The sequence below is a fragment of the Pseudohalioglobus sediminis genome, assembly GCF_008370495.1.
Classification (GTDB): Bacteria; Pseudomonadota; Gammaproteobacteria; order Pseudomonadales; family Halieaceae; genus Halioglobus.
The window spans coordinates 148,397-174,663 of sequence record NZ_VTUX01000003.1; the positions used below are offsets into that span (position 1 = coordinate 148,397).

At 61.9% G+C, this 26,267-nt stretch carries 23 protein-coding genes and 1 riboswitch; of the genes, 14 read left to right on the plus strand and 9 right to left on the minus strand.

Going from position 1 to position 26,267, the window contains the following annotated elements:
- Position 1: 1 nt before the first annotated feature.
- Positions 2-619 carry a bifunctional 4-hydroxy-2-oxoglutarate aldolase/2-dehydro-3-deoxy-phosphogluconate aldolase gene (eda, locus tag F0M18_RS07300; RefSeq protein WP_149610762.1) on the minus strand — a complete coding sequence of 206 codons (618 nt, stop codon included), beginning with the start codon at positions 617-619 and terminating at the stop codon, positions 2-4.
- A 230-nt stretch (positions 620-849) separates the two neighbouring features.
- Between eda and hexR the strand changes: the two genes are divergently transcribed.
- The 7 genes from hexR (at position 850) to F0M18_RS07335 (ending at position 10,639) form a co-directional block, all read left to right on the plus strand.
- Positions 850-1,689 (plus strand): transcriptional regulator HexR, encoded by an 840-nt coding sequence (hexR, locus tag F0M18_RS07305; protein WP_149610763.1) that lies wholly within the window; start codon positions 850-852, stop codon positions 1,687-1,689.
- A gap of 98 nt (positions 1,690-1,787) precedes the next feature.
- On the plus strand, positions 1,788-4,493 hold the full coding sequence (locus F0M18_RS07310; protein ID WP_149610764.1) for a cation-translocating P-type ATPase: 2,706 nt from the start codon (positions 1,788-1,790) through the stop codon (positions 4,491-4,493).
- Positions 4,490-5,740 (plus strand): PQQ-dependent sugar dehydrogenase, encoded by a 1,251-nt coding sequence (locus tag F0M18_RS07315; RefSeq protein WP_223177923.1) that lies wholly within the window; start codon positions 4,490-4,492, stop codon positions 5,738-5,740. Before F0M18_RS07310 ends, F0M18_RS07315 begins: the two co-directional genes overlap by 4 nt.
- A 153-nt stretch (positions 5,741-5,893) precedes the next feature.
- Positions 5,894-7,498 (plus strand): wax ester/triacylglycerol synthase family O-acyltransferase, encoded by a 1,605-nt coding sequence (locus F0M18_RS07320; protein WP_149610765.1) that lies wholly within the window; start codon positions 5,894-5,896, stop codon positions 7,496-7,498.
- A gap of 15 nt (positions 7,499-7,513) precedes the next feature.
- Complete coding sequence (locus tag F0M18_RS07325; RefSeq protein WP_149610766.1) at positions 7,514-8,068, plus strand: CDP-alcohol phosphatidyltransferase family protein; 555 nt, start codon at positions 7,514-7,516, stop codon at positions 8,066-8,068.
- 4 nt (positions 8,069-8,072) lie between these two features.
- Positions 8,073-8,840 (plus strand): endonuclease/exonuclease/phosphatase family protein, encoded by a 768-nt coding sequence (locus F0M18_RS07330; RefSeq protein WP_149610767.1) that lies wholly within the window; start codon positions 8,073-8,075, stop codon positions 8,838-8,840.
- Positions 8,837-10,639, plus strand: a complete 1,803-nt coding sequence (locus F0M18_RS07335; RefSeq protein WP_149610768.1) for a long-chain-acyl-CoA synthetase — start codon at positions 8,837-8,839, stop codon at positions 10,637-10,639. The genes F0M18_RS07330 and F0M18_RS07335 overlap by 4 nt, the downstream gene beginning before the upstream one ends.
- Here F0M18_RS07335 and F0M18_RS07340 read toward each other — a convergent pair.
- Together F0M18_RS07340 and F0M18_RS07345 are read right to left on the minus strand one after the other, a co-directional pair.
- A complete protein-coding gene (locus F0M18_RS07340; RefSeq protein WP_149610769.1) occupies positions 10,636-11,943 on the minus strand; it encodes a DEAD/DEAH box helicase in 1,308 nt (435 codons plus the stop codon). The two genes, F0M18_RS07335 and F0M18_RS07340, sit on opposite strands and share 4 nt — an antisense overlap.
- A 67-nt stretch (positions 11,944-12,010) precedes the next feature.
- Positions 12,011-12,841, minus strand: a complete 831-nt coding sequence (locus F0M18_RS07345) for a glycerophosphodiester phosphodiesterase (RefSeq protein WP_149610770.1) — start codon at positions 12,839-12,841, stop codon at positions 12,011-12,013.
- Between the two features lie 33 nt (positions 12,842-12,874).
- On the opposite strand from F0M18_RS07345, the gene F0M18_RS07350 reads away from it, so the two are divergent.
- Entirely contained in the window at positions 12,875-14,191 is a 1,317-nt protein-coding gene (locus tag F0M18_RS07350; protein WP_149610771.1) for an MFS transporter, read from the plus strand.
- Here F0M18_RS07350 and pnuC read toward each other — a convergent pair.
- From pnuC to F0M18_RS07365, 3 genes are all read right to left on the minus strand, one after another.
- Positions 14,148-14,762 carry a nicotinamide riboside transporter PnuC gene (gene pnuC, locus F0M18_RS07355; RefSeq protein WP_188109627.1) on the minus strand — a complete coding sequence of 205 codons (615 nt, stop codon included), beginning with the start codon at positions 14,760-14,762 and terminating at the stop codon, positions 14,148-14,150. The two genes, F0M18_RS07350 and pnuC, sit on opposite strands and share 44 nt — an antisense overlap.
- A gap of 43 nt (positions 14,763-14,805) precedes the next feature.
- A complete protein-coding gene (locus tag F0M18_RS07360; protein WP_188109628.1) occupies positions 14,806-16,941 on the minus strand; it encodes a TonB-dependent receptor in 2,136 nt (711 codons plus the stop codon).
- A 66-nt stretch (positions 16,942-17,007) separates the two neighbouring features.
- A riboswitch (TPP riboswitch) is annotated at positions 17,008-17,110 on the minus strand.
- 51 nt (positions 17,111-17,161) lie between these two features.
- Positions 17,162-18,037, minus strand: a complete 876-nt coding sequence (locus F0M18_RS07365) for a putative RNA methyltransferase (protein ID WP_188109629.1) — start codon at positions 18,035-18,037, stop codon at positions 17,162-17,164.
- Positions 18,038-18,198: 161 nt separating this feature from the next.
- Between F0M18_RS07365 and F0M18_RS07370 the strand changes: the two genes are divergently transcribed.
- Genes F0M18_RS07370 through F0M18_RS07385 form a run of 4 tightly spaced genes read left to right on the plus strand, consistent with a single transcriptional unit; the run spans position 18,199 to position 22,645 of the window.
- Positions 18,199-19,224 (plus strand): zinc-dependent alcohol dehydrogenase, encoded by a 1,026-nt coding sequence (locus F0M18_RS07370; RefSeq protein ID WP_149610775.1) that lies wholly within the window; start codon positions 18,199-18,201, stop codon positions 19,222-19,224.
- A gap of 29 nt (positions 19,225-19,253) precedes the next feature.
- Complete coding sequence (locus F0M18_RS07375) at positions 19,254-20,543, plus strand: MBL fold metallo-hydrolase (RefSeq protein WP_149610776.1); 1,290 nt, start codon at positions 19,254-19,256, stop codon at positions 20,541-20,543.
- Between the two features lie 16 nt (positions 20,544-20,559).
- The gene (locus F0M18_RS07380; RefSeq protein WP_149610777.1) at positions 20,560-21,822 is read left to right on the plus strand and encodes a sulfotransferase family protein; all 1,263 of its coding nucleotides are present in this window, start codon (positions 20,560-20,562) and stop codon (positions 21,820-21,822) included.
- 49 nt (positions 21,823-21,871) lie between these two features.
- A complete protein-coding gene (locus F0M18_RS07385; RefSeq protein ID WP_188109630.1) occupies positions 21,872-22,645 on the plus strand; it encodes an SDR family NAD(P)-dependent oxidoreductase in 774 nt (257 codons plus the stop codon).
- A 118-nt stretch (positions 22,646-22,763) separates the two neighbouring features.
- Here F0M18_RS07385 and F0M18_RS07390 read toward each other — a convergent pair whose 3' ends face one another.
- The 3 genes from F0M18_RS07390 to F0M18_RS07400 form a co-directional block, all read right to left on the minus strand.
- Positions 22,764-23,114 carry a DUF3718 domain-containing protein gene (locus F0M18_RS07390; protein WP_149610779.1) on the minus strand — a complete coding sequence of 117 codons (351 nt, stop codon included), beginning with the start codon at positions 23,112-23,114 and terminating at the stop codon, positions 22,764-22,766.
- Positions 23,115-23,286: 172 nt separating this feature from the next.
- On the minus strand, positions 23,287-23,733 hold the full coding sequence (locus F0M18_RS07395; RefSeq protein ID WP_188109631.1) for a winged helix-turn-helix domain-containing protein: 447 nt from the start codon (positions 23,731-23,733) through the stop codon (positions 23,287-23,289).
- A 184-nt stretch (positions 23,734-23,917) separates the two neighbouring features.
- On the minus strand, positions 23,918-24,445 hold the full coding sequence (locus F0M18_RS07400; RefSeq protein WP_149610781.1) for a DUF4124 domain-containing protein: 528 nt from the start codon (positions 24,443-24,445) through the stop codon (positions 23,918-23,920).
- 222 nt (positions 24,446-24,667) lie between these two features.
- Between F0M18_RS07400 and F0M18_RS07405 the strand changes: the two genes are divergently transcribed.
- Together F0M18_RS07405 and F0M18_RS07410 are read left to right on the plus strand one after the other, a co-directional pair.
- Entirely contained in the window at positions 24,668-25,363 is a 696-nt protein-coding gene (locus F0M18_RS07405; RefSeq protein ID WP_149610782.1) for a class II aldolase/adducin family protein, read from the plus strand.
- Between the two features lie 34 nt (positions 25,364-25,397).
- Positions 25,398-26,267, plus strand: coding sequence for an alpha/beta hydrolase (locus F0M18_RS07410; protein WP_149610783.1), 870 nt, complete (start codon positions 25,398-25,400; stop codon positions 26,265-26,267).

Sequence of the window (26,267 nt, forward strand, 5' to 3'; positions counted from 1 at the left end):
CTCAACTCACAGCCATGGCTTCAGCAGCCAGGCGTTCAATGTCCTGCCAACGTGCATTGTCCACCAATTTGTCCGACACCATCCATGACCCACCGCAACAAACCACGTTGGGCAGGTCGAGAAAATCGCGGAAGTTATCCCGGGTCAGGCCGCCGGTGGGGCAGAACAACATATCCGGGAACGGCCCGGCCAGCCCCTTCAGTATAGCTACCCCGCCGAGGGGTACAGCCGGAAACAACTTACTGACTCGCAGGCCGGCGTCGCGCACGCGCATGACTTCCGAGGCTGTGGCAACCCCGGGAATGAACTCGATCGGCGCAGCTACGGCAGCCGCCAGCAGCTCATCTGTGCAGCCCGGGCTCAGGGCCAGGGGCACACCTGCCGCTACAACCTGCTCCAGCTCTGCCGCGGATGTCACCGTGCCCGCCGCTACCAGCAAGTCCGGGACCGACTCGCGCACCGCCGCAATCGCTGCAAGCGCCTCCGGGGTTCGCAGGGTGATTTCAATTGCCCGCATACCGCCCGCGTGCAGTGCCCGCGCCAGGCGCACCGTGGCATCCACCTCACGCGCTGTCACCACGGGGAGGACACGAAACGCACTTAAATCGTCAACTGTCATCGTCACACTCTGATGTAATTTTATTTCATTTGTAACTTTAGACGGTGAGCTGGAGGGATGCAAGCAACACGCGGAAGATTCCCGGCGCGACATCTGAAAATCTCACAATAATCCATTTTTAATGCCGCAAGCCCGCCGCACCAGGGAAAAACAGCCGGGAATCGCGCTGGACTAGTGCGAAATTATATCGTAGTTTTATTACATTTTTAATAACAGGGAACAACGCGCCCATGAGTTTGCTTACTGACCTGGCCGATACGCGTTGCAAACGCAGCAAATCCGCCCATAAGATCGCCGCCATTGTGGTCGCAGATCCCCAGGCCATCCTCTCGGCGACCACTGCCTCCCTGGCAGCGCGGGCCGAGGTCAGCGAACCCACAGTCAACCGCTTCTGTACGGGGCTTGGCTACAAGGGTTTTCCCGACTTCAAGCTCGCCCTGGCCGCGGAGCTGGCACGCCTGCAGCCGCGCATCACGCGCAATATCAAGGCCGGCGATTCCACCGGCAAGGTCGTGGCAAAGATCTTCGAGAGTACGCATGCCAGCCTGGGCAGCGCAGAGGAACAGCTGGACCTGGCGGCCCTGCAGGATGCTGTGGCCGCCCTCTCCGCTGCGCGCGCCATCGTGTTCTGCGGCCTCGGCGCCTCCGCCTCGGTAGCGCGGGACGCAGAACACAAGTTCCTGCGGTTTCCGCGGGCCGTGAGCAGCCACACCGACATCATCAACCAGCGCATGGTGGCAACCGGCCTGGCCAGCGAGGATTGCCTGGTCTGCATTTCCCACACCGGGCGCACCCATGCCATCGTCGACGTGGCCAGGCTGGCGAAGGAAAACGGCTGCCCGGTGATCGGCATCACCGCACCGGGCTCCCCGCTGGCCAGGGCATGCACCCTGTTGCTGGGTGTGGAAACCGGCGAAGACACCGAAATGTACACGCCGATGACATCGCGCATCGCACAGTTGGTGCTTGTCGATATCCTCGCCACCTGCATGGCCCTGGATGCCGATGATTCCCTGGCGCAACACCTGCAGACTGTGAAGAGCAACCTCGGCCCGACCCGGCGGGGCTAGCGGGTCACAATCCGCGATTTTGTTGATACCGCGCATGCCGCCTTCGCCGGCAGCGGCTTACACTGTGAGTGAGAGTGAGTCCTGGTGGGAGCAATGGTATGCGCAAACCGTGGTATACGCTGACGACGCAGCAAATTGAGGAGGCGCTTGACAGCAGCCCGCAAGGGCTTGATGAGACGGTCGCGGCGACGCGACTGGAAGCGCTTGGGCCCAACGAAATAGCCTTCCAGAAGACGCCTGCCTGGGTACTGTTCCTGCGCCAGTTCAACGACCCCATGGTCATCATCCTGCTGGCTACCGCCCTGGTTACCGGCGTGCTCACCGCCCTGGGCAGCCACATGCTGCCCGATACCATTGTCATCGTCTCCGTGGTACTGCTCAACGCCATCCTCGGCTTTGTACAGGAGGGCAAGGCGGAAGGCGCCCTGGACGCACTGCGCAACATGATGGTGCAGGAGGCGCTGGTGATACGCGCGGGCGACCAACGCCGCATCCCTGCGCGCGAGCTGGTGCCTGGCGACCTGGTGGTGCTCGAGGGCGGCGACAAGATTCCCGCGGACGTGCGCTTCCTGGATGTTGCCAATATTCACGTCGACGAGTCTTCCCTCACCGGGGAGTCGGTACCGGTGCAGAAACGCACGGAAGCGATAACAGGCGCCGACCTGGTGCCAGGGGACCAGGTCAATATCGGCTTTTCAGGGACCTACCTGACCCAGGGCACGGCCAGGGCCATGGTGGTGGAAACAGGGGCGCATACCGTTTTTGGACAGATCGCGGACATGGTCAAGGAAGCCGACGCCGGCACCACCCCGCTGCAGCGCAAGATGAAAGAGTTCGTGCGCACCCTGATCATTGCCATTCTCATTGTCGGCGCCTTCAACTTCGCCTACGGCATCTACCTGGGCTATGCCGTTTCCTACAGTTTCCTCGGCGCGGTTTCGCTGGTCGTAGCGGCCATCCCGGAGATGCTGCCGGCACTGGTCACCTCGATCCTGGCGTTGTCGGGTGTGGTAATGGCCGGTCGCAAGGCCCTTATCCGCAAGTTGCCGGCGGCGGAGACGCTGGGCGCAACCTCGGTGATTTGCTCCGACAAGACCGGCACCCTGACCGAGAACCGGATGACCGTGACGCGGGTTTATGCCGGCGGTGAAATTCTCGCTGTGACCGGCACTGGATTCGATATCGAGGGTGACTTCCTGCGTGATGGCCGTGCGATCACCGCGGGTGACAACACCGCGCTGATGCGACTGCTGCACTGCGGCTTTGAGTGCAATAACGCCCATCTTTCGGGCAGCGGCGGCACCGGGGACCCGACCGAACTGGCCCTGCGCATCTCAGGCGCCAAGGCGGAGATCGCTGCCGACCAGACCCACCGCCTGGTGGAGCTACCCTTCGATTCCGGCGTGAAGTACATGGCAGTGCTGGTAGAAGTGCAGGGCCGGCGCTGGATACTGGCCAAGGGCGCGCCGGAAGTGATTGTGGGTATGTGCAGCAGCACTCTCAGCGCGGGCGGAGAAAGCACCACCTTTGCGCGTGAGCAAGCGCTCGGCACGGCGCAGTCTTTTGCCCAGGATGCCCTGCGTACACTGGGCTTTGCCATAAAGCAGGTACCCGCAGAGCAGTCCGACCTGCGCCACGAGGACCTGAACGACCTGTGCTTCGTCGGACTGCAGGGCATGATCGACCCACCCAAACAATCGGCCATCGAGGCCGTCGAACAGTGCAAACGGGCTGGCATACGCACGGTGATGATCACCGGAGACCATCCCGATACCGCGCAGGCCGTTGCTCGCCAACTCGGCATCGCCGCCGACCACGTGGTGACCGGGGCAGAGCTCAGTCACCTGGACGCAGCAGCACTGCGTGATACCACCGCCAGGGTATCGGTGTTCGCCCGGGTCGCGCCGGAACACAAAAAAGCCATTGCCGAGGCCCTGCAGTCCCAGGGCCTGGTTGTGGCCATGACCGGCGACGGGGTCAACGACGCCCCTGCCCTGAAAGCTGCCGACATCGGTATCGCCATGGGTATCAGTGGCACCGAAGTGGCCAAGGAATCTTCGGACATGGTACTTGCCGACGACAACTTCGCCACTATCGTCGCTGCAGTGGAAGAAGGCCGCCACGCCTGGAACAACCTGCAAAAAGCCATCCTGTATACGCTGCCGACAAACGCTGCCCAGGCGCTGTTGATAATGGGGGCAATCATCATGGCGGCCTGGATACCGCTGTTCTCCGCACGCTTCGTACTGGAACCGGTGCAGATATTGTGGATCAACCTGCTCGACTCGGTGCTGCTGACCATGCCGCTGATGATGGAAGGCAAGGAGAAAGGCCTGCTCGATACGCCACCGAGGCCCGCGGGGTCCCACATTATCAATGCCCTGTTCCTGCAGCGAGTGGTGGTAATGGGACTGGCTATCGCGATACCGGGCTTCCTGGTCTACTACCACTTCGGTCACGCTGCCGTCGACGCCAACGGTGAAATCATTGATGCACTGCTGCTCACCCAGGCCCAGACTGCGGCCTTCTGGGCTATCCTGCTGGCCCACTTTGGCTATGTCATCTCCGCACGCTCAATCCGGGCCTCGGCATTCAGTTTCAATCCGCTATCCAACCGCTGGCTGCTGGCGGGCATTGCCCTGAGTATTGCCATCCGCTTTATTCCGACGCTGATACCGGAGGCGGCGGCACTGTTCCGCACTGCCCCGTTTCCCAGCGCGTGGTGGCCGTTGATCCTGCTCTGCTTCCTGCCCAGCTTTATAGCGATTGAAACCGACAAACTGCTGCGCAGGACCCTGTCGTGAACAAGCTTTTGAAGATCGCCCTCGCCATCGTTGTGCTATTGCTGGCAACACTGGGCTTGCTGCTGGCCAGTGGCGTGGTATCGCCGGGCAGTTTTCGCATGCTGGCCAATGTCATGTTAGGGGTCGAGGGCCCTGCAACCAGCGACAGTACTGCTCGCGAGAGGCTTTCACTGCCGCCCGGATTTTCACTGCAGGTCTATGCCGACGATGTGCCCGGCGCACGCATGCTGAGTTTCACGCCGGCAGGAGACCTGCTGGTCAGCCGCCCCCACAAAGGCGATATCGTACTGTTGCGCAGGGATGCCAATGGTGACGGCCGCCACGATGGCAGGGAATCTGTCATCGGTGATCTCAAGCGCCCCCACGGCATGGACTTCTATCGCGGCTGGCTCTATATCGCCGAGCGCGATCGTGTCGGTCGCATTAACTTTTCCAGCGGGCGCGGTATCGGGCGATATCGAGAGGTTTTGCGCGAGCTTCCCGGGGACGGCAACCATTGGAGCAAGACCCTGCGCACCGGGCCCGACGGTCTCATATACCTGACCGTGGGCTCCACCTGTAACATCTGCGAGGAACGGGATCCACGGCGCGCAACCATGATGCGCTTCCGGCCCGACGGCAGGGATACGGAGATAGTCGCCACCGGGCTGCGCAACAGTGTCGGTTTTGACTGGGCGCCCTGGGATGGCGCACTTTACGCCACCGACAATGGCAGGGATATGCTCGGGGATAATTTCCCCGCCTGTGAACTCAACCGCATTGAGCAAGGCAAGTTTTACGGTTGGCCCTATTTCAATGATGCCAACGTACCGGACCCGGACATGGGGCCGGACCCGCTGTCTTCACAGCGCACGCCCAGCGCGCCGGCTCATCGATTTCGCGCCCACAACAGCCCGCTGGGGATACGCTTTGTCGACACCCGGGGCTGGCCCGGCGACTATGACAGAGTCGCCCTTGTCGCCCTGCACGGCTCGTGGAATCGCAGCACGCCCGATGGCTATAAAGTCGTCTCCCTGCACTTCAATGGCAACGGCATCGAGGAACGGGATTTTCTCAACGGCTTCCTGCACGACAAGACAGTGCTTGGCAGGCCGGTGGACGTCACCCAGGGGCCCAATGGCGACATATTTGTTTCCGACGACTACGCTGGAGCCGTGTATCGCATAAGCGTTGTTGCCGCCGGCAGCAAAGCGGTTCTGGCAACCGAAGGCACTCGCGACAGGGTCAATTCGGCGCAGCCGGAATAGCTGCAGTGCACCGGTAAATCTGCCATGATCGATATCAGCAATTGCTTCCCTGTGCCACAGGGCCACGCAATCTTTGGACGGGCTGGAAAGACGCTATTGGCCCGCGTCGTGGCAGCAGCATTACAATAACCAGACAGACGCACGAGACAGACTATGAGCAATGCCATTCCCCCGCTCGACTTGATGTTTTTCCTCACCGAGTCAGCGCAGAGTCCCAAGCACGTTGGCGCTGTACAGGTGTTCGAACTGCCCGCCAATGCCCCGGCGAATTACCTGCAGAAACTGGTAGAGAAGTTCAAGCAGGCCCCGGTGGTCGCGCCTTTCAATTACACACCCGAATTTCCACGGGTGGGCCGGCCGCGCTGGGTGACCAGCGGGGAAATCGACATCGATTACCACGTGCGCCACTCCGCCCTGCCCGCCCCGGGCACGCAGGCACAGCTGATGGAGGTTGTGCAGCGGCTGCACGGCACCCTGCTGGATCGCCGCCGTCCCTGCTGGATCTGCCATGTCATCGAGGGTCTGGAAGGCAACCGGTTTGCCGTGTATTCCAAGATTCACCACGCCTACATTGACGGCATGTCCGGCGTAAAACGCATGTACGGCTCGCTGTCGACCTCGCCCCGCAGCAAAGAGGTGGTCACCACCTGGTCTTTCAATCCCGATACCGGTGGCAAGCAGCGCAGTCGATCATCGGGGAGCAGGCCAAACCCGCTTGCGAAGCAGGCAAAAGGCATGTTCGAGGCCTATCAGTTCCTCACCAAGATGGCATTGCAGTGGATGAAGCTGCGCGACAGTGACGCGCAGGCACTGTTCGCCGCCCGGCGCACGCGCATGAATAAACCCATAGAATGGGACACACGTTCCGCTGCCATATGCACCCTGCCGCTGGACCGCATCAAGGCACTGGGGCGGCTGCGGGGCTGCACCGTGAACGAGGTGGTCCTGGCTGTGGTCGGTGCGGCCCTCGACGACTATCTCAGCGCCCACGGCGAACCACCCTCGGCCCCGCTTGTGGCCCTGTGCCCGATGTCGGTGCGCAGTGCACAGGATGACAGCGCACGCACCCAGGTATCCGCCGTGCACGTGCGCCTGGGCGATCACGGGGTCAGCCCGGGGCGGCGCCTGGCGCAGGTGGTGGAGTCTTCTACCGCCTCCAAATCTGAAGTCGCCTCCCTGTCTGCAGAGGCGATGATGGACTACGGGGTGATTGTCTTTGCCCTGTATGAACTGATGGAGCGCAGCAAGCTGGATCGCCTGGTCGCCCCGTCATACAACGTACTGGTATCCAATGTGCCGGGGCCGGGGGACGAAGACCTCTACCTGTGCGGTTCCCGCATGGTGGCCAGCTATCCTATCTCCACGCTGCTGCCGGGAGTGAATCTCAACGTTACCCTGCTTTCCCACGGTAATGCCCTGGACTTCGGCCTGCTTGCGGATCGTCACGCCCTGCCCGACCTGGACCTGGTAGCGAATGCCATTGTGCGGCAGTTTGCGGAGATGGAGAAAGCCCTGCTGGCCGGCAATCGGCGGGGCCGAAAGGCAACAACGGCAACGCAGGCCCGGGCAAAAACCCGTGCCAAGGCGAAGACGAAAGCGAAGACCAAATCAAAGGCAAAGACAAAGACAAAGACCGGGGCAAAGGCGAAAACCAGGGCGAAAGCGAGAAGTGGTAACAAGACAGCCACTAACAAGCCCGCCAGGACCGGCGCCAACAGGCGGGCCGCGGTACGACCCAAGACACGCGTGCGCGACTGAGGCGACGCCAAGGCAATGCTGAAATACCTGCCCAACGCAATCACCAGCCTGCGGCTGCTGCTGGCGTTCCCGCTGGGAATGCTGATCCTGCAGCAGGACTATGCCATGGCCCTGGCCGTGGGATTGCTGGCCGGCATTACTGACGCGCTGGACGGCTTCGCGGCGCGACGCCTTGGCTATTTCTCCCGCTTTGGCGCGGCCCTGGACCCGATAGCGGACAAACTACTGATACTGGTGACGTTTGCCTGCCTGGCAATGATCGAACTGGTACCGATCGCTGTTGCCGCCGTGGTCATCGGCCGCGACCTGGTCATCGTCGTGGGCGCTATCTGTTACCGGCTGTTAGTCGGGCCCATCGAGTTCGCCGCAAGCAAATTGAGCAAGCTGAACATGCTGGTACAGATCTGTTTTTGCGTCATGCTGCTGGCATTGCAACTGCTGCCACCATTGCCTGCGTACCTGCTGCAGGGCGCTACCGTGCTGTTGATTGCTATTGCCGTAGTCAGCGGCGCTGACTACGTACTGACCTGGTCGCGCAAGGCCCGGCAACAGAATGCCTCGGCAAGCTGAGCCCATGCGTAGCGACGCCGACGAAATCCACATACTGACCTACAATGTGCACAAGGGTTACTGCACGGGTAACCGGCGCTTCATGCTCGACGCCATGCGCGAGCGCATTGCCGAGACCGGTGCCGATATCGTATTCCTGCAGGAGATACACGGCACTGCCATCAAGAGCAAGGCCAAGCAGCGCAAATTTTCCTACCCGGAACAACCGCACTTCGAGTACCTGGCTGACCAGGCATGGCCGCACTTTGCCTACGGGCGCAATGCAATTTACCGCAAGGGTGATCATGGGAACGCCATCCTCAGCATGCACCCCTTTGTCAGCTGGGAGAATATTGATATTTCCATTTTTCCGCGCTCCAGTCGCAGCATTCTGCATGGCGTGATCGAACTGCCCCACCGCAAGACCCGGCTGCACACGCTGTGTGTGCATCTCGGCCTGCTCGAACAGGAGCGACGGGAGCAGTTGCAGACCCTGACCGAACGCATAGACCAGCACGTGCCACGCGACGAGCCGATGATTATTGCCGGAGACTTCAATGACTGGCGGCGGCAGGCTGAAAACCATTTACATGATGACCTGGGTCTGGAAGAGTTATTTGTCAACCTGCAGGGGCGGCACGCACGTACATTTCCCGTCTGGGCGCCCCTGCTGCCAGTGGACCGTATCTACTACCGCGGCCTGGGGCCTGTCAGCTGTCGCCGACTGGCCGGCGGGCACTGGCGGGAACTGTCAGATCACGCCGCACTATTCGGAGTATTCAAACTGCCATGAGCATCAAGGAAATCAGCCGTACCCTACGTCAACTGCCCGCTATCGCCTCCCTGGCCCGCGCACTGAAACCGCGCCCAATGACGACCAGGGACTGCCTGTCCGCGCGGGTAGAAAAACTGGCCCTCGAGCACCCGGAGCGCAGCGCGGTGATCTTCGAGGGTCGCGAACTCAACTGGAGCGAACTCAACGCAGAGGCTAACCGGTTTGCGCACACGCTGAAGCAACTGGGCCTCGGGCGCGGGGATTGCGCTGCGCTGATGATGGAAAACCGCATCGAGTTTCTGACCACTCTCATCGCGCTCAATAAACTCGGTGCGATAGCGGCGCTTATCAACACCAACCTCAACGGCCGCGCACTGGCTCACTGTCTGCAGATCACCGACGCCAGGTGGTGCCTGTTCGGCGAAGAGCGTATGGACGTGATCGACGCCGTCAGACCGGACAGCGGCGGCATCGAGCAATGGCTGTTCGTCAGCGATAGCGGCGATCTTCCCTGCCCCGCCTGGGCGCATGACCTGGGCGCCGCCAGCGCGGCGGCAGCGACGGGCAACCCGGAAGAAACCCAGAGCAACACCATACGCGAGAAAGCGCTGTACATATTCACCTCCGGCACCACCGGATTACCGAAAGCAGCGGTGATGACCAATCGCCGCTTTATTCTCAGTTCACTGATGTCCTCGCTTGGCGGCCTGCGCTGCGACGTCAACGACCGTATCTACCTGTGTCTGCCCCTGTACCACGGCACCGCCCTGTTCCTGGGTGCAGGCGCCGCATTCAACAGCGGCGCCAGCCTGTTCCTGCGCCGCAAGTTTTCCGCCAGCCACTTCCTGGATGAGGTACGCGAACACCAGACCACCTGTTTTATCTACATCGGCGAAATCTGTCGCTACCTGCTGGCCACGCCCGCGCGGGAAGACGACTACCGCAACCCACTCAGCACGGTCATGGGCAATGGTCTGCGCCCGGACATCTGGCAGGCTTTCAAGACCCGCTTCGGCATTACCCGGGTATCGGAATTCTACGGTTCCAGCGAAGGCAACATGGGCTTCATCAACCTGCTCAACAAAGACTGTACTGTCGGCACCGGCAGCCTGCCGCACACACTGGTGCAGTACGATATCGATGCTGACGAGGTGGTGCGGGACAAACGCGGGCGCTGCATCAAGGTCAAGCGCGGCGAGCCCGGGCTACTGTTGGGCAAGATAACCGCGGTAACAGAATTTGAAGGCTATACCAACGCCGAGGCCACCGAGAAAAAGATCCTGCGCGATGTCTACAAAACGGGCGATGCCTGGTTCAATACCGGCGACCTGTTGAAGACCGTGGATGTCGGATTTGCCTTCGGCCTGCCCCACTACCAGTTCGTGGACCGAATTGGCGACACCTTCCGCTGGAAAGGCGAAAACGTCTCCACCAACGAGGTCGGCGAAGTCATCAACGCGCACCCACAGGTACACTTCTGCAATGTTTACGGAGTGGAAGTGCCGGGCACCGACGGGCGTGCCGGCATGGCCGCCCTGCTGCTTGAGGGCGACAGCCGGGAACTGGACCTGGAGAGTTTCTCTGCGCTGATTGTCGATCAGCTGCCGGCGTATGCGCGCCCCTTGTTTCTGCGCATATTGCCCAACATGGACACCACCGGCACTTTCAAGATGGTCAAGGGTACGCTGCGCAAGGAGGGTTTTGACCCGGCAAAGGTGTCAGACCCGATCATGGTAATGAAGCCCGGCAGTGCACGTTACGAACCGCTGAGCCCGGACCTGGCCGCTGACATCCTCGCCGGAAAAGGCGGCTACTAGGAGGCTTTCGCCCCGGCGCGTGACCTGCGGCGGCGGCGCGGGCGATTGTGCCCCTCACTGCCACGTCCCCGCGATGTGTGCTTGCCGTCACCAACACCACCACCGCTATGTTTCGGGCGGTTTTGCCCGGACTTCTGCGGGCGCCGCAGCGGCGCGCTCGCGGGTACTTCATGCTCCGGTTCAAAGCCGCCGATATATTCACGCGTCAGGTGGCGCTGGATAACCTGTTCAATCGCGTTCAGCTGCTTGATCTCGTCTGCGCTGACCAGGGAGTAGGCCCGCCCGGAAGCGCCGGCACGACCGGTACGGCCGATACGGTGCACATAGTCCTCAGGCACATTGGGTAGATCGAAGTTGACCACCTGCGGCAGTTGCGCGATATCCAGCCCGCGAGCCGCAATATCCGTGGCCACCAGCACCCTGACCTTGCCGCGCTTGAAACCGTCCAGGGCCCGGGTGCGCGCATTCTGGCTCTTGTTGCCATGAATCGCGGCCGCTTCCAGTCCCGCCTTGTCCAGTTGCTGGGCCAGGCGATTGGCACCGTGTTTGGTGCGCGAAAATACCAGCACCTGGGTCCAGTTATTGGTTTCCACCAGTTCACGCAGTAGTGCGCTCTTGCGCTTCTTGTCCACGGGATAGACCCACTGTTCCACCGTATCGGCGGTGGCGTTGGCGGCGGCCACTTCCACCTCCACGGGGTTGTGCAGCAGCTTGGTGGTCAGCTCGCGGATCTCATTGGCGAAGGTCGCGGAAAACAGCAGGTTCTGGCGCTGCGCGGGAAGTAATTTGAGTATCCGGCGTATGTCGTGGATAAAGCCCATGTCGAGCATGCGATCAGCTTCGTCAAGCACCAGTATCTCGAGATCGTCGAAGCTCACCTCGCCCTGGCCATGCAGGTCCAGCAGTCGACCCGGCGTGGCAATGAGGATATCGATGCCGCGACGCAAGCGGGCAATCTGCGGATTGATTTTTACCCCGCCGAATACGACGGTGGACTTGAGTGGCAGGTGGGCACCGTAGGTGTCCACACTGTCTGCCACCTGGGCCGCCAGTTCCCGGGTTGGGGTCAGTATCAAAGCGCGCGTACGATGCGGTTTCAGTGGCCCGCTTTCCTGCAGGCGCTGCAAAATAGGCAGCGTGAAGCCGGCGGTCTTGCCGGTGCCGGTCTGCGCTGCCGCCATCACGTCACGACCTGAAAGTACGGCGGGAATAGCCTGCGCCTGGACCGGGGACGGCTCTGTATAACCCTTTTCCTGCACTGCCTGCAGCAGTGCGGGTGACAGGCCGAGTTGCTCGAATGTCATGCGAAATCTCTGTTACTGGAGTAAAAGCCGCGGCCGTGAAAGCCAGCCGGGGCAGAGGGCGCGAATCTTACTGTATCGGACCGCGAATAGATACCGCCCGCTGGCACAGGTCATCGAGCTGCTGTTGCAGGAAAACCGCATCATTGCTGAACACCCAGTCCACCCCGCGCCCGATTTCGCGCAGCAGCGCGCGTCGCGAGCGCGGAAAGCCGGTGCCTATGCACTGCCCTGCCTGCCGGTGGCGCTGCTGCAGGCGACGGTTGAGAAGCAGGTAATGCCCCGCCAGGCCAGCGTAGCCGCGCGCCAGTGCCTCACGGCTCAGCGCGGCTACGTTGGTCTCCGCAACCGGCAACAGGGTATGCGACGGCAGGAATGCCACCAGCGTGAACAGTTGTGGGTCGAGAGCCAGGACATGGAAGTCTGCGGCAGGTCGCAGGTCGGCAAGCAGTGTGCGCAGAATGTCACGCTGCTGCGACAAGCGTTGCGTGTCCAGGGCCTTGATTTCCAGCATCAGGTGCTGCCTGGCGCCGTAGCGCAGCAATACTTCCTGCAGCGAAGGCACCGCGGGAGCGCGCTCGCGCAGCGCGTCAAAAGACAGTTCGGCAACGCGCGCCGTGTCGCCAAACACGCGCTCAAGGGTGGCGTCATGGCAGATAACCGGCACCTGGTCACGCGTCCAGCGAATATCACATTCCAGGCCCCACACGCCCGCCGCGCTTGCAATGTCGAAGGCCGTCAGGGTATTTTCCATGACGGTGCGGTTATCGTGTTCGCCGCGATGGGAGACTATTTTGCAATCACGCAATGCGGCCACGTCGGGCACCTTCCGGGGTACCTTTGCCATCACACTATCCACGGTGGCCATAGCCAGGCCCTGTAAACGCTGCTTTACCGCCACTTGCGCCCTGTCGCTCCTCTGGTTTGCCGGTCGATGACAGATACCGCTGCCCCCAGGCCAGAATCACCGGCACCGCTGCGAGAGATTATCGCCTGGGCATTCTACGACTTCGCCAACTCAGGCTACACCACTGTGGTTCTCACCACCATCTACAGCGCGTATTTCGTTGGCGTGGTCGCCGCCGGGCTGGAGGCGGAACACCCGGGGACAGCCACGCTGTTGTGGACCCTGGCCATCGGTGCTGCCAACCTGGTGGTACTGGTCAGCGGCCCGGTCATCGGTGCCATCAGCGACGTGCGCGCCAGCAAGAAGCGCTTCCTGCTGGTGTCCTCGGTTCTGTGCATCAGTACCACCGCGCTGCTGGCGGGCGCGGAACCGGGCCAGGTGGCGCCGGCCCTGCTACTGCTGTGCCTCTCTGCGATCGCCTTTGCCCTCGGCGAGAACCTGATTGCCGCTTTTCTGCCGGAAATCGCCCGCAGCGACAACATGGGGAGAATATCCGGGTACGGCTGGAGCCTGGGCTATTTCGGCGGCCTGCTCACACTGGGCTGTTGCCTGGGCTACATACAGTACAGCGAGGCCAGTGGCCTTGGCGCCGACCACTATGTGCCGGTGTGCCTGCTTATCACGGCCTTGATATTTGCGCTGACCGCCACGCCGACCTTTGTCTGGCTGCGCGAGCGTGCACAGCCGCGCACCCTGCCCCCCGGGCAGGGTTATGTGGCAGCCGGCCTCGGCCAGGTAGCGAGCACGCTGCAACACGCCTCTCGCCTGCCGGACCTGTTTCGCTTCCTGATCTGCATTGTGTTGTTCCAGGCCGGCGTTTCCACTGTGGTGGTCCTGGCTGCGATCTACGCGCAGGAAGTCATGAACTTCGACAGCCAGCAACTGATTGTGCTGATCATGCTGGTCAATCTCACTGCGGCCCTGGGCGCGTTTATGTTCGGCTTCGCCCAGGACCGCTTTGGTTCCGTGCCGAGCCTCGCCGGCGCACTGCTGGTGTGGATACTGGCTATTGCCGTGGCCCTGCAGGCCTCCACCGACGCCGACGTGTGGATTGCCGGCAACCTGATTGGCCTGGCCATGGGCGCCACCCAGGCCGGCGGCCGTGGCCTGGTGGGGCAGCTGACGCCGCCGGCGCAAAACGGGGAGATTTTCGGGCTCTGGGGGCTGGCGAACCGGGCTGCGGCAATCCTCGGCCCGATCAGCTATGGCGTGATCAACCGACTCGGCGGTGGCGATCACCAGCTGTCATTGATTTCCACACTGACGTTTTTCGTACTGGGGCTGGGACTGCTGCTCACGGTCAATGAACGGCGGGGTCATCAGGACGCCATGCGCTATCACTAGGTGCCTGCTGGTGGCGATAGATGCGGCTCCACTGCAGCAATCCCCACACGGACAGGGCCACGTAGACGCAAACCAGCCCCGCGTAAATATCCAGCGAGCGATCCATGTATAACCATATGGACGCACAATTGAGCACGATCCAGTATATCCAGTTTTCCAGCACCTTTTTCACCTGCAGGTAGGTAGCGGCGAAGCTGAACATGGTGGTGAAAGCGTCGATATACGGGCGCTGGGCGTCGGTCTGTTCGCCGAAAAACGTCCCCAGGGCGATGGCGCCGCAACTGGCAATGGCGATAACCAGCAGGTGCACCATCGGCGTGTACACCACCACCGGGTTGTCGTTGGCGGCTACCCGGTGCCGCCAGCGCATCCAACCCCAGATTCCCGCAAACACGTAAAACAGGTAGAGGCTGGCTTCTGAATAGAGTTTGTTGTCGACAAACAGGTAGATCGACAACAGGGATCCGGCGATACCGAAGGGCCAGGCCAGCACCCGCTCGCGGATCAACAGCACCACGTACGCCAGGCCCGCCAGCACCGCGAGCAGTTCCACCAGGGTATTGACGCTCACAGCGGCGCCCCGGTCATCGCCAGGCGCCGGCCTGCAAACCGGCTTATAACCACCAGGACACGTCCAGGCCGTAAGTGCGCGGCGCGCCCAACTGGTAATAGCTCTGGTTGCTCCAGGCGCCGAAGTCATCGCGCGGATCGGCGCCGAAATACAGGCCGTGGGTAGCGTAGTCCTCGTCGCTGAGGTTACGTCCCCACAGGTTGACCGTGATGTCGCCGTTGCTCCAGGTCAGGTTGGCATTGAACAGGTCGTAGCTGTCCAGTTTGCCGTCATGGTAATAACCAAAGTAGCTTTCATCGCGCCCCTCCGCCTCGATAGCGCCGGAAAAGCCGGCCGGGAACCGGGCGCGCACACCCACACTGTACTGGTAGCCCGGTGATTTGCTTTGCTCGCGATCACGCTTGCTGACGAAGTCACCTGCGTCGAGATCATAGGTGTTTATCTCATCCACTTCTGTTTCCAGCCAGCCGAGATTCGCAAACAGCTGCACTGAAGCGGTCAGGTCAAAACTGCTCTCCAGCTCCAGGCCATAGGCCGTGGCGTCGGAGCCACTGTCCAGGTAGCCGATCCAGAGTCCGGCGGACTCGTCCCACATCCAGCTCTCCAGCTGGGCGGCATCGCGCGTGGTGTAGAACAGGGCCGTGCGCAATGCCAGGCGACCGTCAAACTGGCGGGTCTTGTAGCCGACTTCCCGGTTGAACAGGGATTCGCTGTCGAAACGCAGGTTGCCCTGCATAAAGCCCTGGAACTCGGGGCTCATAAAGGCAAACTGCGAGCTCGCCGCCACATTGACACCGCCGGGCTTGCTGGCCAGGGCCAGTGTGGCGTACAGGAAGCTGTTGTCGCTGAGGTCGTACTGCAGGCTCAGCTCACCGTTGTAGAGATCATCACTGTTGTCGTGGGCGACCCCATTGCTGTCGCGATAGTCATCCTCGAAACGTTCAACGCGCACGCCGCCGCTAACGCTGAGGCGGTCACTGAGGCCGTACTCCAGCTCGCCGTACAGGGCGTAGCGCTCGGTCTGGTAGCGACTGCTGCTTTCATACAGGCCGAACCACGCACTGGGGTAGGCGTAATCGAGGTCCTCATCGTTACGGTTGGCATACAGCCCGGCGACATAGCGCAGGTCGCCGCGATCGAGGGTCTCACCGCCCCCGAGCCAGCGCACCTCCAGCGTGTCCTGCGTGCGATCGCGCTCAAATATCTCCTGCGCGGTATCGAACCCGCCCGAACAGGTAAAGCGCGCGCACAGTTCGGGGGACACCCAGTCCGCGTCATACCCGTAGTACAGGTCAGCATCGAGGTGGGTCGCCGTCGCCTGCAGGCTGCTGTTGCCGAGCTGCCACGCGCCCTTCGCGGTGAAGGCCAGGGTGTCCTGCTCGTCCGCGCCGGGCTGGTCGGCCCAACTGTTGCGGTCATTGTCCAGTGAATAGGCGTCGTAGCCGTTGTCGGCATTGAAACTGAAGACCGCCAGGTCGTAGCTCGCAGTATCACTTGGCCGCCACAGCAGCCGACCGCGGGCAGTGACCTCATCATAACCATTGCTGTCGTCGCGACCCAGGGCACGGTTTTCCAAATAACCGTCACCCTTGTTCTGCTGCACGGCGATACGGCCACTTACCTGCTCACCGAGGGGCCCGCTGACGACACCACCGTAGCGATAGCTGCCATAGTTGCCCACCCCACCACTGAGCTGTGCCTCGAATTCATCAGTGGGCGCCTTGCTGCTGATCTTGACCAGGCCCGCGTGGGCGCTGGCCCCGAAACGCGTACCCTGCGGCCCGCGCAGGACCTCAACCTGGGACACGTCAAACAACATGCCCGCATTGGCTGCACTACCCAGTTCGAGGTCGTCCACGATGACTCCCACCGACGGGTAGTACTTGGGTTCGGCATACTGCTCCAGGTCCCCTACCCCGCGCATCTGGATAAAACGGCTACGAGACGCGCCGGTCGACCAGCTCACGTTGGGTGCTGCGCTGAGCACATCCTCGAGGTGTTGCGCGCCACGTTCCTCAAACTGCAGTTCACCCAGCACGCTGACGCTGGCGGCGCTGGTCATCAATTGCGTCTGTCGGAAATCGGCGGTCACTACGATCTCTTCCAATTCCTCGGCGGAATAAGCGCCGGGGGCAGCCACGGCGATGGCAAGCAAAGTACTACGGGAAAGGGTTTTCATCTTGGTCTCCATGTATTCACTAGAGACCCGGACAGCGGTGGAAAAGTGACAGGCCGCGGCAGAGCACCAACGGCAGAAACCTATCCCTACGCCGGTGTTATCCGGATCAGGTTCGAAGGGTCTGTTGCAGGCAACATCTCAGGCACGCTGGCCACCCCCTAGGACGAGCGAAAGTCTAGACGATTACGCGCCCGCGGGCAATGCGGTCGCCGACAGTGGTCTAGCCGGTGCGGCGATAGACCGAGAGCAGGAATTCGGCGCGGGTATCCAGGGCATCGAGGTTATCCAGCTGCGACTTGTGTTCGCGTTGCCCGCCATGGGCGTAGGGCGTCATCGCCAGCAGGTCCCGCAGCAGGCTGCCGCGCAGGGGCAGGTCAAACTGCACACGCACAGGCTGCAATGGCGCAAAGCCCTGTGCCGGCGCCTCGGGCGGCTTATGCGGGCGCGGTGTGTCGTAGATGAGCTGGCGCAGTTCCCAGAGATGGTGTTCACCGGGGGACACCTCGATAAAACAGCCCCCGGGCTTCACCAGGCGCGCCAGTTCTGCCTCGCTGCGCGGCGCGAATACGCAGAAGACAGCGTCTACGCTGGCATCGGGGAGCGGCACCGCGAATGCGCTGGCCACGGCAAAATGTCCTTCCGGAAAGGTTTTTGCAGCCAGGCGGACCGCAGGTTTCGCAATGTCGATGCCGTAGAGCAAGGCCGGGGCCAGCGCCTGCTGTACACACTTGCTGTAATAGCCCTCGCCACAGCCGAGGTCCAGCAGCACAGGCGCGGCACCGCACTCTGCCGCCAGCAGCCTGGCCAGTGCATCCACCAGGGGGCGATAGAGGTCCGCGACATGTACGCGCCGCCGGGCATCGATCATCTCGCGACTGTCACCCGGCTCGCGACTGCGCTTGCGATTGACCGGCAGCAGATTGACATAGCCCTCGCGCGCATAATCGAAGCAGTGCCCCTGCGGGCAGCGCAGTGAGCCGGAAGTGCGCGCCAGACTGCCGCGGCACAGAGGACATAACCACAGTGGGTCAGCGCAGTTCCCCGACATCAAATCCTGCCCACCATAGTCGTTGTTTCCATCTCGCCCCGTCTCCACTGCTGCTTACCCGGCGCCCAGTGTACCTTTTCGAACCCGGATGTCATTTTACTGTCGAGGTCCTGCCACGGCACCCGCGGACGTGGCGGTGCCCGCCAATCCTTTCTATCATCGGCAGCTCAGGCCAGAAAACGATAACAGCCCACACAGGACAGGCAGCCATGGACACTATGCCCCAGGTACGGATTCACGCCCCGGATCGCGTCGCCGTGGATACAGTTGAACGCCCCCGACCGGGTGCCGACGATGTGCTGATCGAGGTCGCCAACTGCGGTATCTGCGGCTCGGATCTGAGCTACGTCAAGCTCGGCGGCATACCGGGCGCCGCCAGCCCCTTTGCCCTGGGCCATGAATTTGCCGGCACGGTGGTCGCAACGGGAGAACGCGTCAGCCATGTACAGGTGGGTGATCGCGTGGTAGCCAACCCCGATCGCGGCGACAATGCCATTGGCAGTGGCGGCTTGCAGGGCGCGTTTGCCAGTCACGTGCTGTACCGTAACGCAACCGGTGACCCGGAAGGTTTGCTGAAGCTGCCGGATGAGCTGGATTTCGAGACCGGCGCGCTGGTGGAGCCCCTGGCCGTGGGCATGCACGCCGGCCACCAGGGACGCATCAGCCGGGATGACAAGGTGACTGTTTTCGGCGCCGGGCCGGTCGGGCTGGCCTCGGCGGTCGCCGCCCGGCACCTCGGGGCGGCCGAGGTGCTGCTGGTGGACCTGTCCGCGCGACGCCTGCAGGTTGCGCAGCAGATGGGCTTTGAGGTGCTCGCAGCCGATACAGGGGATCTCGCCGGCGCACTGCGCGAGCGCCATGGCACGGTCACCAATGACCCACTGTTGGGCCCACAGCCGGGAACCGACGTCTACATCGAGGCCACCGGCGTCGGCGAGGTGCTGCGGCAGATCACCTTTACCGCCCGCAAAGGCGCTCGCATTGTTGTGGTCGGGGTGCACTTTACCCCGGTGGAATTCGACATGACCAACTTCCTGCTGCGAGAGCTGCAGGTAACCGCGTCCATGGCCTACCCTGACGAGTTCGACGAAGTCATCGCGATGCTGGTGCGCAGGGAGATCGACGTCAGCCCGCTGATCAGCCATCGCTTTCCGCTCTCGCGGTTTGAAGAGGCCCTGTCACAGGCGCGGCAACCGGAACAGGCGGTCAAGGTGCTGGTGGACTGCCAGCATTGAATCGACCCGGCAAGGGAGTAAGGCAACAGATGCGCGAACCACTTTACAGGCAACGGCCGGTGGGCCCGGAGGCAGCGGCATTTGGCCGCTGCCAGCGAATCAACGACTTCATCGTCATGTCCGAGGGTAATTCCAACGTCTACCTGATCGAAACACCGGCGGGCAATATTCTCGTCAACAGCGGCATGGGCTTTGAAGCACCGGTGCACGCCCATAACCTGGCGCAATTTTCCGAAGCACCGATCCGCCACCTGGTATTGACCCAGGGGCATGTCGACCACGTTGGCGGAGTACAGTATTTTCGCGAGCGCAATCCCGGGCTGCGGTGCATCGCACAGGCCGGCAATGCGGAACACCAGGCCTACGATGCGCGTCTGCAGGCATTTCGCGCCGCACGCTCCGCGTTTCGCTTCCAGCAGGCCTTCGTCGAAACCTTCCGGCAGTACGCGGAAGCGGGCTATACCGACCTCAATGCGCAGGACAGCCCGACACCCGACATTACCTTCAGCGAGCGTCACACACTGTCACTGGGCGGCCTGGAGATAGAACTCATCGCCGCGCCCGGAGCCGAAACCAACGACTCGCTGGTGATCTGGCTGCCACAGCAGCGCATCGTGCTGACCGGCAACCTGTTCGGCTGCCCCTTCGGCCACTTCCCCAACCTGGTCACCATTCGCGGTGACCGTTACCGCGATGCCCTGACCTGCGCGGCGGCTGCACAGACGGTGCTCGACCTGAACGCTGATTTGCTGCTCTATGGTCATCACGCACCCGTTGAGGGAGCCGAGGTGATCAGATCGGAAATCACTGCCTACCGCGACGCCATACACCATGTGCACGACGCGGTGGTCGCGGGCATGAACGCCGGCATACCCCTGCACCAGCTGCAGCAGGACATCACCCTGCCGCAGGAATGCGAGGTAGGCCAGGGTTACGGCAAGCTGAACTGGAGCATCCGCGCCATCTGGGAACACTATGCAGGATGGTTCAAACATGAATCCACCACTGAGCTGTACAGCGTCCCCGCCACTGCCATCTATGCCGATCTGCTCCAACTGGCGGGCGCTGATGCACTGGTAACGCGCGCCGGAGAAAAAGCTTCACGGGGTGAATACGAGGAAGCGTTACACCTGCTGGACATCGTGCTCGGGGCTGATGCCGGCCACCCCGCCGCCACCGAACTGGCCATAGTCGTTCACGAGCACCTGTTACGGGACGCGCGCGCGTTCTGCCATACTGGTAATTTCTGGCTGGAGGGCTGGCTGGAACACCAGATCCGGCTGCTGCGGGGCGGCAACAACTCGCCCCTTTCCTACTGACAAAAGAGCCGCTGCCATGACTGACCTGCGCATCACCGACCTGGCCAGACCGGAGTACAACGACTTCCAGCGGGCTGCACTGGCCTATGGTGAGTCTATCGAAACCTGTTTCGATCCGCAGGGCATCCTGGACGAGGCGAGCGCTGCGCTGGGGCTGGCGGATTTCGGCGACCCGGAATTTCGCCAGCGCCTGGACCTGATCTGCGCGGAGTGGGATGCGGACTCCGGGCTGACCGGCCTCGGTCGGTACTCGCTGCGAAACCGCCTGCTGGGCTATGCCAGGAACCGCCTGCTGATCGAGGATATTCTCCGGCGCCATCCCGAGATCCACGCTATCGAGATTAACCGGCCCATCATCGTGGTCGGCCTGCCTCGCTCCGGCACCACGCACCTGGTCAACCTGCTGGCGGCGGATTCGCGCTTGCGCGCAATGCCGCTGTGGGAGAGCTACGAACCGGTACCGACACCCGGTGAGGGCCTGCTTGCAGATGGCACCGACCCCCGCTACCAGCGCTGCGCTGAGGCCTGGGCCATGATGCAGCAGACTGTACCCCACCTCGCTGCCATGCACCCCATGGACCCGGATCACATCAACGAGGAGATCGAGTTGATGCTGCCGAATTTCGCCTCCTACAACTTTGAGTGGTTCACGCACTCCCCGCGGTATCGCGACCACTACCTGGCCATGGACCAGCTGCCGCACTATGTGTACATGAAGACGGTCATCAAGATCATGCAATTCCTGCAACCGCAAACTGCACCCACACGCTGGGTACTGAAATCACCGATGCACCTGGAAAACCTGCCGGAACTGCAGGCGGTATTTCCCGATGCCAGTTTCGTGGTGACCCACCGTGACCCGGTTTCGGTAATCCAGTCCACGGTGACGATGCTTGCCTACGGCCAGCGCATGAATCGCAAATCGATCCTGATAGATGAGCTGATCGACTACTGGACAGACCGCATTGAACACCTGCTGCGGCGTTGCCTCGAGACACGCCACCTGCTGCCGGACGAGCGCAGCATCGATGTGCCCTTTCACGCGTTTATGGCTGACGAGCAGGGCACGGTTGAAAAAATCTACAACAAGGCCGGCCTGAAATTGAACGCGGTGGCGCGGCGGGAAATGGCGCAGTTTATTGAGGACCACCCCCGCGGCAAACACGGCAAGGTCGTCTATGATCTGCAAGGCGACTTCGGCGCAGACCCGGAGGTGTTGCGCCAGCGTTTCCAGTTTTATTTCGACGCTTCCCCGGCCATTGCCGAGACCGGGCAATGACCCGGAACAACTTGAAGACCACGCCTGCGCACACAACGAGGACACCATCATGAGCGACAAACACGCCACTGCCAGAGGCACTGCCAGCTTTGACTTCAGCAATGCCCGGGTACTGGTAACCGGCGGTACCAGCGGCATCGGCCTGGCAACCGCCCGCGCTTTCGCCACGGCTGGCGCTCACGTCACCATCACTGGCACCCGCGCTGGCGCTGACGCTTATGACGTGGCGCTGGATCAGTTCCGCTACCGCCAGTTACGCGTGACCGACAACGCGGAAATCCAGGCCGTAGCGGACAGCCTCGACGGACTGGACATTCTGGTCAACAATGCCGGTAACGCCAAATTCGCCGGCCCTGACGCCAGTGTGGAATCGGTTTTCGAGGAAATGGTGCGCGTGCACCTCCTTTCCGGGCATCACCTGTCTCAGGCATGCCTGGACATGCTCAGTGCCAGCGCACTGCCTGGTGGCGCCAGCGTGGTTGGCATCACCTCACTGACATCCTTCATGGCAGCTCCCTGGGTGCCAGGCTACGGGGCTGGCAAGGCCGGCATGGTGCAACTGGCAAAAACACAGGCCAAGCTCTGGGCTGGCCTGGGTATTCGCAGCAACTGTGTCTCCGCCGGTTACACCGAGACTCCACTCACCGCACCGGTAAAAGATATGGCCGAAGCCAACGCGGCAGTGATACAACGCACGCCGCTGCAGCGCTGGGCGCAACCGCAGGAAATTGCCGATGCGGTACTGTTCCTGTCATCTGATCGCGCCGCGTTCATTACCGGTGAAACCCTGATTGTCGACGGGGGCTACCTTCACAACGAGTAGGCCCGGTGACACTTCATCGCGCGCTGGGCCCTGCACCAGCGCGCAGTTCCACCGGGCCCGACTGAGAAACATTGCAAACAGCCTGCACCAAGTGATACAGGCGATTCACTGCGCACTCCTACTCCTGGATACTGCCCACCTGTTCGACAGTTACCCGACCCTCGTTGCCAAACATCGGCGCGAGATAGGTGCTGACACTGTCAGCGTTCATGCTAAAGGCAAACTCGTCGAGGGCCAGCCGATTGCATTCATAGAGCAGGTGTGAGCGCTCCAGCCGCTGCGTGCGGCCCTGTCGAAATGCCTTGCGCAGGTCGGCAACGCTGTCGCGCGCGATTGACATGCAGACCGCCTCGGCGGAGCCTTCTCCCTTGTAGACAATCCGGACCTGCTCATCGGCCCAGGCCGGTGTGGAGACCACGCCAACAAGCACCAGCGTCCTGATTGTATTCACCACGGTTTGATTACACATGTGCCGCTCTCCTTTCCCGCTGCACGGGATACAGTTTCCATCTGCAAGCGCTGCTGGCCTTTGCCCGGGGTCGGCAGCTCGCTGGAAAATAACGACATGGCCTGAATCACGCCTGATCAATGGGTGATCAATACCTGATAAATAACGGATACTTTGCTTAGGGAAAGCCGATTCAATACACGATCATGGCAGCTATCAGCCAGCCGGACAGACACACCAGCAGCGCCCCCGCGAACAACAACATCCGCAGTGAATGTCCGGACAGCGCACGACGCCAGAAAGGTACAACCTGGCTGGGAGTGCCGGGCGCGTCGCAAAGTTGCACGGAGCCGGTCAGGCGATAGCCGATCCTGGGAATGGTCTCGATAAGGTGACGTTGGTCGCGGTCGTGCAGGTGCTGTCGCAACAGGGAGATACAACGCGTGAGGCACTCGTCACCGGCATGGCGCCCGTGCCAGGCCTCATCGAATATCTGCTCTCTAGAGACGACCTCGCCATGGTGCCTGGCCAGGCATTCCAGCACGCTGCTGACCTGTGGTTGCAGATGTGTGCTCCGGCCATGGCTGATAATTTCGCTGGCAGCAGGGTTGAACTCAACATCTCCAATCAGGTAGCGCATCACATACCACAACATCCATGTGGCATCACGTTGTATTCAAGTATAGCTGCGGGCGCCATCGGCGGCCGGGAAAATGCGCCAGTGTTTAAACAGATTCGCCATATAGGCAGCGTCAGTAACGCCAAAACAATCTATTGCGCTGGCACGACCCGGCCCGGGCGCTGTACCCGGGCTGCGAGCGGGGTCATTGACCGCGTGGCAGGATGGGTCGCATCAGCTGGGAGTTGTTCTGCTGCGAGGCGCTGGGTACAGGTCGCACCGGGGGGCGATGTATCGGATGCCCCGGGCTGGGCGGGCGATAACCGGGGCGCCAGGGGGGGCGCCCGGGCCGGTAATAATGGCCGCCGTAATAGCCGCCTGACCAGGAGGTGGAATACTGGTCCACCAGGTTTTGCGGTGGCGCCGGTTCTGCCGCCGCACTCCTGGCCGCCAGTTCTCGCATCTCGGCGCGGTGTTTTTCCCTGGCGCGACGATCCTCGGCCATGCGGTCGGTGGTATCGCGCATCGCCTGCAGGTTTTCCTCATACACCTCCGGGTCGGCAGGCGGCGCGACATCCAGCGTCACGGTCTCGACGGGCTGCTGCCCCTCGGGCGGCGTGTCAGAAAAACTCACCGCACCGCTCTCGTCCACGGTGCGATACACTGTTTGCTGCGCCTGTACCAGTGTCGCAGCAGCGACCCATAACAACAGCCCTGTCAGAAGGTATCTCATAGATTCGTTACCCCGTATTGCAGCCGTCAGTATAGACCAACAGGGTCGGCAAAAGCGCTGCTCGGAGTGCATCACGACAGCCCCCACTGGGCCCTGAGCTCTGGTAAGCTCAGCTCTCCAGGAACCCAGGAAAAGGACACGCCCGGCCATGACTGACAACCGTTGCTGCCCGCATTCCCGCGAGGGTATATGCTCTGCCCATCTGCGGCGAGGCAACCGCGCATGACATCGACCTATCGCAATGACAATGCCGGCAGGCAGGCCGTTGTCGACGCGTTGCGCGCACTCGGCAACAAGGGGCTCAACAAGGGCACCTCAGGCAATGTATCTGTGGCCACCGATGCCGGCATGCTGATCACACCCACTGGCGTCGCGGCAGACGACCTGCTACCCGAGCACATTGTGCACATGACGCTCGCCGGCGAGCCGGATGCGGGCCAGCTTTCCCCCTCCAGTGAGTGGCAGATGCATGCCGATATCTATCATCACAAAGCCGGCGTGGCGGCGGTCGTGCATTGCCACTCACCGTATGCCACCATACTCGCCTGTGCACGCAAGCCGATCCCGGCAATGCATTACATGGTTGCCGCTGCCGGTACCGATCACATTCCGCTTGCTGATTACGCGACCTTTGGCAGCAGCGCGCTGTCTGCCGCCAACCTGGCGGCACTGGATAAGTCCATGGCTTGTCTGCTGGCCAATCACGGTCAACTGGCAACCGAAGCGGACCTGTCGCGCGCACTGAAACTGGCTGAACTGGTGGAAGAGCAGGCGCACTGCTACTGGGGAACCCTGTGTATCGGTGGGCCGGTGCTGCTGAATGACAGCGAGATGAGTGAGGTCATGCGTGCGTTTGACAGCTATGGCCAACAGCAAACCAGAATGGATCTGGCGCGCGGTAACAAGCTGGGTAAATAGGCGGCCGTGCCCGCCGGCAAGGAGACTTATCATCATGCTGCAAAAGATCAAGACCTGGGCACTGCGCCGCTATTACCGCATCATCAGCGCCCGGGCCTGGAAAGGCCAGCACAGCACCATACACTGGGGCGCCGTGGAAATTTCCTCCGCGACGGGGCAGCCGATTCACGGGCGTCTTTACAACGCCAGCGGCGGCGCTGAACGGCCGCTGGTCATATACTTCCATGGCGGCGGCTGGGTGATCGGTGATTTGCAGACGCATCACCCGTTTTGCCTGGCACTAAGTGAACACGCTGACTGCACGGTCATTGCCATCGATTACCGTCTCGCCCCGGAGCACGCCTACCCAGCCGCAGCAGATGACTGCCTCACTGCCGTGCGCTGGATCGCCGATCACATTGCCGATTTCGGCCCCAGCAACGGCAAACTGGTAATTGCCGGCGACAGCGCCGGCGGTAACCTGGCCGCCTGCACCTGCCTCGCGCTCGACGGCGCCCTGCGTGAGCAGGTCGCCGGCGCCGCACTGATCTATCCGGCTGTGGATCACTACACAGCCGCGCACGCTTCCTACGAGGAACGTGCTACCGGACAGGCACTCACGCGCAGCTTGATGCAATGGTTCTGGGACACCTACCTGGCTGGCAAGGCTGGCGACGAGCGCGTTTTCCCCCTGCGCGCGAGCAACCTGGCGCAAATGCCCCCTACCCTGCTGGTGACCGCCGAGTTCGATCCGCTTCGCGACGAGGGCATCGCCTTTGCCGAAAAACTCGGTGCCGACGGAGTCGAGGTCGACTATCGTCACTTTGCTGATGCGGCGCACGGTTTTGCCTGCTCCGAGGGACCCAATGCCGATCACCGGCAATTGCTGGACATGCATGCTCAATGGATGCGAAGCCTGGGCTGA